4 protein-coding genes are annotated in these 6,623 nt (G+C 39.4%); 3 read left to right on the top strand and 1 reads right to left on the bottom strand.

Annotated elements, in window-relative coordinates; genetic code table 11:
* Nucleotides 1-168: 168 nt before the first annotated feature.
* The 3 genes from AW17_RS22610 (at nt 169) to AW17_RS22600 (ending at nt 4,985) form a co-directional block, all read left to right on the top strand.
* Nucleotides 169-537 (top strand): VOC family protein, encoded by a 369-nt coding sequence (locus AW17_RS22610; RefSeq protein ID WP_029280437.1) that lies wholly within the window; start codon nt 169-171, stop codon nt 535-537.
* 128 nt (nt 538-665) lie between these two features.
* The gene (locus tag AW17_RS22605) at nt 666-4,061 is read left to right on the top strand and encodes a methylmalonyl-CoA mutase family protein (RefSeq protein WP_029280435.1); all 3,396 of its coding nucleotides are present in this window, start codon (nt 666-668) and stop codon (nt 4,059-4,061) included.
* A complete protein-coding gene (locus AW17_RS22600; protein ID WP_029280433.1) occupies nt 4,062-4,985 on the top strand; it encodes an MBL fold metallo-hydrolase in 924 nt (307 codons plus the stop codon). It begins immediately after the preceding gene.
* 237 nt (nt 4,986-5,222) lie between these two features.
* Here the strand turns inward: AW17_RS22600 and AW17_RS22595 are convergent, their stop codons facing one another.
* Nucleotides 5,223-6,203 carry an acyl-ACP desaturase gene (locus AW17_RS22595; protein WP_029280431.1) on the bottom strand — a complete coding sequence of 327 codons (981 nt, stop codon included), beginning with the start codon at nt 6,201-6,203 and terminating at the stop codon, nt 5,223-5,225.
* Nucleotides 6,204-6,623 lie beyond the last annotated feature (420 nt).

The raw sequence follows: 6,623 nt of genomic DNA, 5'->3' as shown, positions 1-6,623 counted from the left end.
TCTTTTTGATGCCAAAAAGAAAGAGCCTTTCGGCGGCGGTGAGCCGAGGCAAGGATGAGCCTCTGGGCAAAAAAGGATATGCGTCATTCATATTGATTTTTATACAATAAATTATCCCTCGAAATGACGATAACTTGCTAAAATTTCCTATTTTCTTTATTTTAGATCATGTCAACATACATCGCAACCAAACTTACACCCATGCTCGAATCGCATGATATGCAAGCAACATTAAAGTTTTATACAGAAGTTTTAAACTTCACTTGTGATGTAAAACTTGACGATCTGAGTTGGTTAACCCTCCGAAAAGATGAGATCGAAATTATGTTTTGTTCTCCAAACAAGCATCGCAATATCCCTAAATCAATTATGAGCGGTTCACTTTACATCAATACAAACGAGGCGACTACACTCTGGGAAAGTTTAAAAGATCAATGTGAAATCTGTTATCCGCTAGAAGATTTCGAATATGGCATGAGGGAGTTTGCCATTTACGATAATAACGGTTATTTACTGCAATTCGGGCAGGATTTATAGCTGAACCAAAAGCCGTAATGGTATAGGGTATTCGCTGTTTAAACTCCTTATTTTAGTACATTTGCATACCAAATATATTTGGACAAGGATTGGTCGTTTGAGCACACTGATCCTTTAAATCCTATCGTATGCAACAAGTAGAAATATATAAGCCTAAAAATAAAATCCGTTTTGTAACCGCTGCTTCACTTTTCGACGGACATGATGCCACAATTAATATCATGCGCCGTATCCTCCAATCTTCAGGAGCAGAAGTTATCCATCTTGGCCATAACAGATCTGTCGATGAAGTGGTAAATTGTGCCATTCAGGAAGATGTTCAGGGTATTGCAATGACTTCTTATCAAGGCGGACACATTGAATACTTTAAATACATGTATGACCTCCTGCAAGAAAGAGGATCTGGCCATATTAAAATATTTGCAGGTGGCGGTGGCGTAATCTTACCTTCAGAGATAGAAGAACTCCAGTCTTATGGAATTTCTAAAATCTACTCTCCAGATGATGGCCGTAAGATGGGTTTGCAAGGCATGATCAATGATATGCTGATCCAAACCGATTTCATCACCAAAGCCAGCATTACTAACGAGCTCGAAACCATTCCTACAAAAGATATTAAAGCCATTGCTGGGGCCATTACCGTTGCAGAAAATGATCCCGAAGGCGCACAAAAATTTGTAGATGAATTAAAAAAATTATCAAAAAATAATACCGCCCCTATTTTAGGCATTACAGGTACAGGTGGCGCCGGAAAATCATCACTGGTAGATGAGCTTGTCCGTCGTTTCCTTGTAGAAGTGAAAGATAAAACCTTAGCGATTATCTCTGTCGATCCTTCCAAAAGAAAAACCGGTGGCGCTTTATTGGGCGATCGTATCCGGATGAATGCCATCAATAACCCGAGGGTTTACATGCGTTCTTTAGCCACCAGGCAGGCCAACCTTGCACTATCCAAAAACGTTCAGGAAAGTATCGATATCTGCAAAGCCGCTGGTTACGATTTAATTATTGTAGAAACCTCGGGCATTGGCCAATCAGATACCGAAATTACCGAACACTGTGATGTTTCCCTATACGTAATGACCCCAGAATTTGGTGCAGCTACGCAGTTGGAGAAAATCGACATGCTAGATTTCGCTGATCTGGTAGCCATTAACAAATTTGATAAAAGAGGTGCATTAGATGCACTGAGAGATGTGCGCAAACAATACAAACGCAATCACAATATTTTTGATGCGAAAGATGATGAAATTCCAGTTTATGGAACCATGGCATCACAATTTAATGATCCGGGCATGAATAACCTATTTGTTGCCTTAATGGAGCAGATCAGGGTAAAAACCGGAACGGATTTCAAAGCCAAAATGGAACTTACCTCAGATCAATCAGAGAAAATTTACATCATCCCCCCTGATCGCATCCGCTATCTGGCAGAAATTGCCGAAGCAAGCCAAACGTATAACGAATGGGTAGATAAACAGGCTACCATTGCCCGGAAAATGTACCAATTGAAAGGTGTGATTGATTTACTAGGTGATAATAATTCCCCTCTTCCAGAGGGGTGTCCGCAGGACGGGGTGTCAAAGAGTTTAAATGCAACTTACTCTTTCTTCGAAGAACAATTAGATGGCGAATGTAGACGCTTATTGCGCCAATGGCCAGATACCAAAAGAGCTTACAAAGAAGAATTTTTCATTTATAAAGTCCGCGATAAAGAGATTAAACAACCCTTATTTTACGAATCACTTTCCAAACTGAATATCCCTAAAGTTTCACTACCGAGATATGAAGATTGGGGCGATATTTTAAGATGGCTGTTAACGGAAAACCTTCCAGGCGAATTTCCATATGCGGCAGGTGTATTCCCGTTAAAAAGAGAAGGCGAAGATCCTACACGGATGTTTGCAGGAGAAGGTGGTCCTGAAAGAACCAATAAACGTTTTCACTATGTTTCTTTAGGTCAACCTGCGCACCGTTTATCTACTGCCTTTGATTCTGTTACCCTTTATGGAGAAGACCCGCACATCCGTCCCGATATTTATGGCAAAATCGGAAACTCGGGTGTAAGTATTGCCACTTTGGATGACGCTAAAAAACTCTATTCAGGTTTTGATCTTTGCGCGCCGTCAACCTCTGTATCCATGACCATTAACGGCCCGGCCCCGATGCTGTTAGGCTTTTTCATGAATGCTGCGATTGATCAGCAATGTGAAAAATACATTATCGAAAATGATTTAACAGAAGAGGTCCAGGCCAAAATTGATTCAATCTATAAAGCAAAAAATATTCCGCGACCAACCTATAATGGTGCCCTACCAGAAGGAAACAATGGCTTGGGTTTAATGCTTTTAGGTGTTACTGGAGATCAGGTTTTACCTGCTGATGTTTATGCTAAGATTAGGGCAAGAGCCATCAGCTCGGTTAGGGGAACCGTTCAGGCTGATATCTTAAAAGAAGACCAGGCACAAAATACCTGTATCTTCTCTACCGAATTTGCCTTGAGGATGATGGGCGATATCCAGAAATATTTCATCGATGAAAAAGTAAGGAATTTCTATTCCGTATCCATTTCAGGCTATCACATTGCCGAAGCAGGTGCTAATCCAATTTCGCAGCTTGCCTTTACTTTAAGCAATGGATTTACCTTTGTAGAATATTATTTGAGCAGAGGCATGCACATTGATGATTTTGCACCTAACCTGTCTTTCTTCTTTTCCAATGGAATCGATCCGGAATACGCCGTTATCGGTCGCGTAGCCAGAAGAATCTGGGCCAAAGCCATTAAGAATAAATACAAGGGAAATGACCGCTCGCAGAAACTTAAATACCATATCCAAACTTCTGGCCGTTCGTTACATGCACAGGAAATCGATTTTAATGATATCCGCACCACTTTACAGGCCCTTTATGCCATTTACGACAACTGTAATTCGCTACATACTAATGCTTACGATGAAGCCATTACAACGCCTACAGAAGAATCAGTAAGGAGGGCAATGGCGATTCAATTGATTATCAACAGAGAATTAGGACTTGCCAAGAATGAAAATCCTTTACAAGGTGCTTTCATCATCGAAGAATTAACTGATCTGGTAGAAGATGCTGTGCTTGCCGAATTTAAACGCATCAACGATCGTGGTGGGGTATTGGGTGCGATGGAAACGATGTACCAGCGCGGAAAAATTCAGGAAGAAAGTCTGTATTACGAAACGCTTAAACATACAGGTGAATATCCTATTGTAGGCGTTAATACCTTTTTAAACAAGAATGGTTCACCTACTATTGTTCCTGGTGAAGTAATCCGAGCTACAGAAGATGAAAAACAATATCAGATTTCGGCATTGCAAAAATTTCAGGACCGTAATGCCGACCGTGCACCAGATCTCTTAAAACAACTTCAAAAATCAGCTATTGCCGGCGACAACATCTTCGAACAGCTCATGGAAATTTGTAAGATATGTTCATTAGGCCAGATCAGCAAGGCACTTTATGAAGTTGGTGGCCAATATAGAAGAAACATGTAAATGAGAGCAATATTATTATTTTTCATAATCGGCTTTTCGGTCCAAACCTGGGCACAGAAAATGCCTGCGTCTTCTTTTATCATGGTACTGGGTGTTGCCCAGGATGGAGGCTACCCACACATGGGTTGCCAGAAAAATTGCTGTAAAATGGCATGGAAAGATGAAAAGTTAAAAAGAAATGTAGTTTCACTTGCTTTGGTAGATCCTAAAACCAAAAAATGGTGGCTGTTTGAAGCTACTCCTGATATTAAAGCACAACTGCAGGATTTCAGAAAAAGAACGAATGAAGTTTATCCTTACTTGCCCGAAGGTATATTTATCACACATGCCCATATCGGTCATTATACAGGTTTAATGGAATTCGGTAGAGAAGTAATGGCTACACGTAACCTGAATATTTATGTGCTCCCAAAATTCAAATCCTTCTTAACGCAAAACGGCCCTTGGAGCCAGCTCGTTATGCTAAAAAACATAAACCTTATCGAACTTAAAGCCGATAACCCTATCCGTATAACAGAAAATAAGATTACTGCATTTACAGTACCCCATCGTGATGAATATTCAGAAACTGCTGGTTTTAAAATAGAAACATCTACTAAAAAGTACCTTTTCATTCCAGATATCGATAAGTGGAGCAAATGGGACAGAAATATCATTGAAGAAGTAAAAAAAGTTGATGTAGCCATGCTTGATGCTACATTTTATACCAATGCAGAACTGGGTAATAGGCCTATTTCAGAAGTACCACACCCACTGGTAACAGAAACAGAAGATTTATTTGATAAAGAGGATATTGCCATTAAACATAAAATTTTCTTCATCCATTTCAATCATACCAACCCTTTAATGTGGAATATGCTTATCCAAAAACAGGTCTTAAAAAATGGATTCAACTTCGCTAAACAAGGAAATATTTATTATTAAAAAGAGATCATCTTTAATTTAAAAAAATTGAAATGGCGATAGCAAGTTGCAAGAAGTCGTCATTTCGAGCGGAGTGCAACGCAGCCGAGAACCACGAAGTGCTGAGCGAAACTAAATCTATCAAGATAGATCTCCCTCCAGAAAGTTTGGGACTGCACTTTCAGGAAATGACGATACGCAACGCAAAAAAAGCCTCCCGATTTTACATCGGCAGGCTTCTATATATCTTATTTGCTGTTATCCAGCAATCCAAGTAAATTTATAATCTATAGTAGGGTTTTTCATTCGCTCTGCAACACGTAATAAACGCGAAGGTAAAGCCATAATATAATCGCGCGCTTTTTCACCAGCTTCGTTTAAATCACGCATACCCTCAATTTTCCAGTCTTCAATCAGCTGTTGCATAATTTCAACGTAATCAATTGCAGTATATACCCCTAAACGTTGTGCGGCATCTGTAAAGTGACCAAATGTTTGGCCAATTTTCAAACCTACCTCACGTAAGAAATGGGCTGGCATTACAATTTTCTTACGCATCATATCTTCAAAAGCCAACATTGCTTCGTTAGGATCAACCTCGAAAATACGGTTCATGAAATCTTTATAAGCTTTTGCATGTCTGGCCTCGTCTGACGCAATTACACCACACATTCTAGATAATAACGTATCACCATCTTTTTTAGCTAAAGAAGCTACCCTTCTGTGTGATACATTGGTAGCCAATTCTTGAAAAGAAGTATAGATAAAGTTACGGTATGGATCATGCCCGGTACCAATATCGAAACCATCAGCGATAAGATATTGCGTAGAAATTTCCATTTGGCGCATATCTACACGGCCTGATAGGTATAAATATTTATTTAACAAATCACCATGACGATTTTCTTCTGCAGTCCAATGGCGAACCCATTTCATCCAACCACCTTCTTCGTCTCTACTATGTCCATCAACCATGGCTAACCACGATTCGTATGTTGGTAAAGCTTCTTCAGTAATGGTATCGCCAATTAAAACGGCCACTAAATCGTAAGAAAGATCTTTTGCGTTATCTCTCAAAATTCTCACATCTTGATAAAATGTTTCACTAGTAGAATCTGGTAAAAAATCAGAAGGTTGCCAGTTGATATCGATTGGTTTCAAATAAGTTCCCATCGACTCCAGCATATATTTTTCAATATGCAACATTACTTCCCTTCTTTTATCTGCAAAAAAACTCATTACTTATACTTATATTTTTGTTAAAAACAAAGATAACCAAATATTGTGGCAAACCTTATGATATTAACACATTTAGCGCTAAATCAGTTTTAAATGTGGCTAAAATTATCAACATTGGCACAAATGGTTTTATTTATTATACACAAAGAATATAGAGCGCTTACTTCCGGGTTTATTATTTGGAGCGCAATAGTAGTAACCTATAAGGTTGGGTTCCGGCCTGCTGTCCGCTGCAATCCTTTTGGGAAAACCTTGGGATAAACAACCTACCTATGTCCAAAAGGGATTTCCGCTGCCATCAGGGCTATCTAACCTGGGATGGAAGGTGTAAAACTCAGCGGAGATCAGCGTAATCTGCGGGAACAGAACCTTACCCCTTTTTAAACTCATTAATGGCAGAAATAACCGCTGTTACAATTC

Origin of the sequence: Pedobacter borealis DSM 19626, from assembly GCF_000708285.2 — a bacterium.
Lineage (GTDB): Bacteria > Bacteroidota > Bacteroidia > Sphingobacteriales > Sphingobacteriaceae > Pedobacter > Pedobacter borealis.
This window is presented reverse-complemented; position numbering and strand designations above follow the sequence as displayed.

Bases quoted from the DNA above. Each gene is read 5' to 3' on its own strand.
- AW17_RS22610 (WP_029280437.1), top strand. From the start codon at position 169: ATGTCAACATACATCGCAACCAAACTTACACCCATGCTCGAATCGCAT.
- AW17_RS22605 (WP_029280435.1), top strand. From the start codon at position 666: ATGCAACAAGTAGAAATATATAAGCCTAAAAATAAAATCCGTTTTGTA.
- AW17_RS22600 (WP_029280433.1), top strand. From the start codon at position 4,062: ATGAGAGCAATATTATTATTTTTCATAATCGGCTTTTCGGTCCAAACC.
- AW17_RS22595 (WP_029280431.1), bottom strand. From the start codon at position 6,203: ATGAGTTTTTTTGCAGATAAAAGAAGGGAAGTAATGTTGCATATTGAA.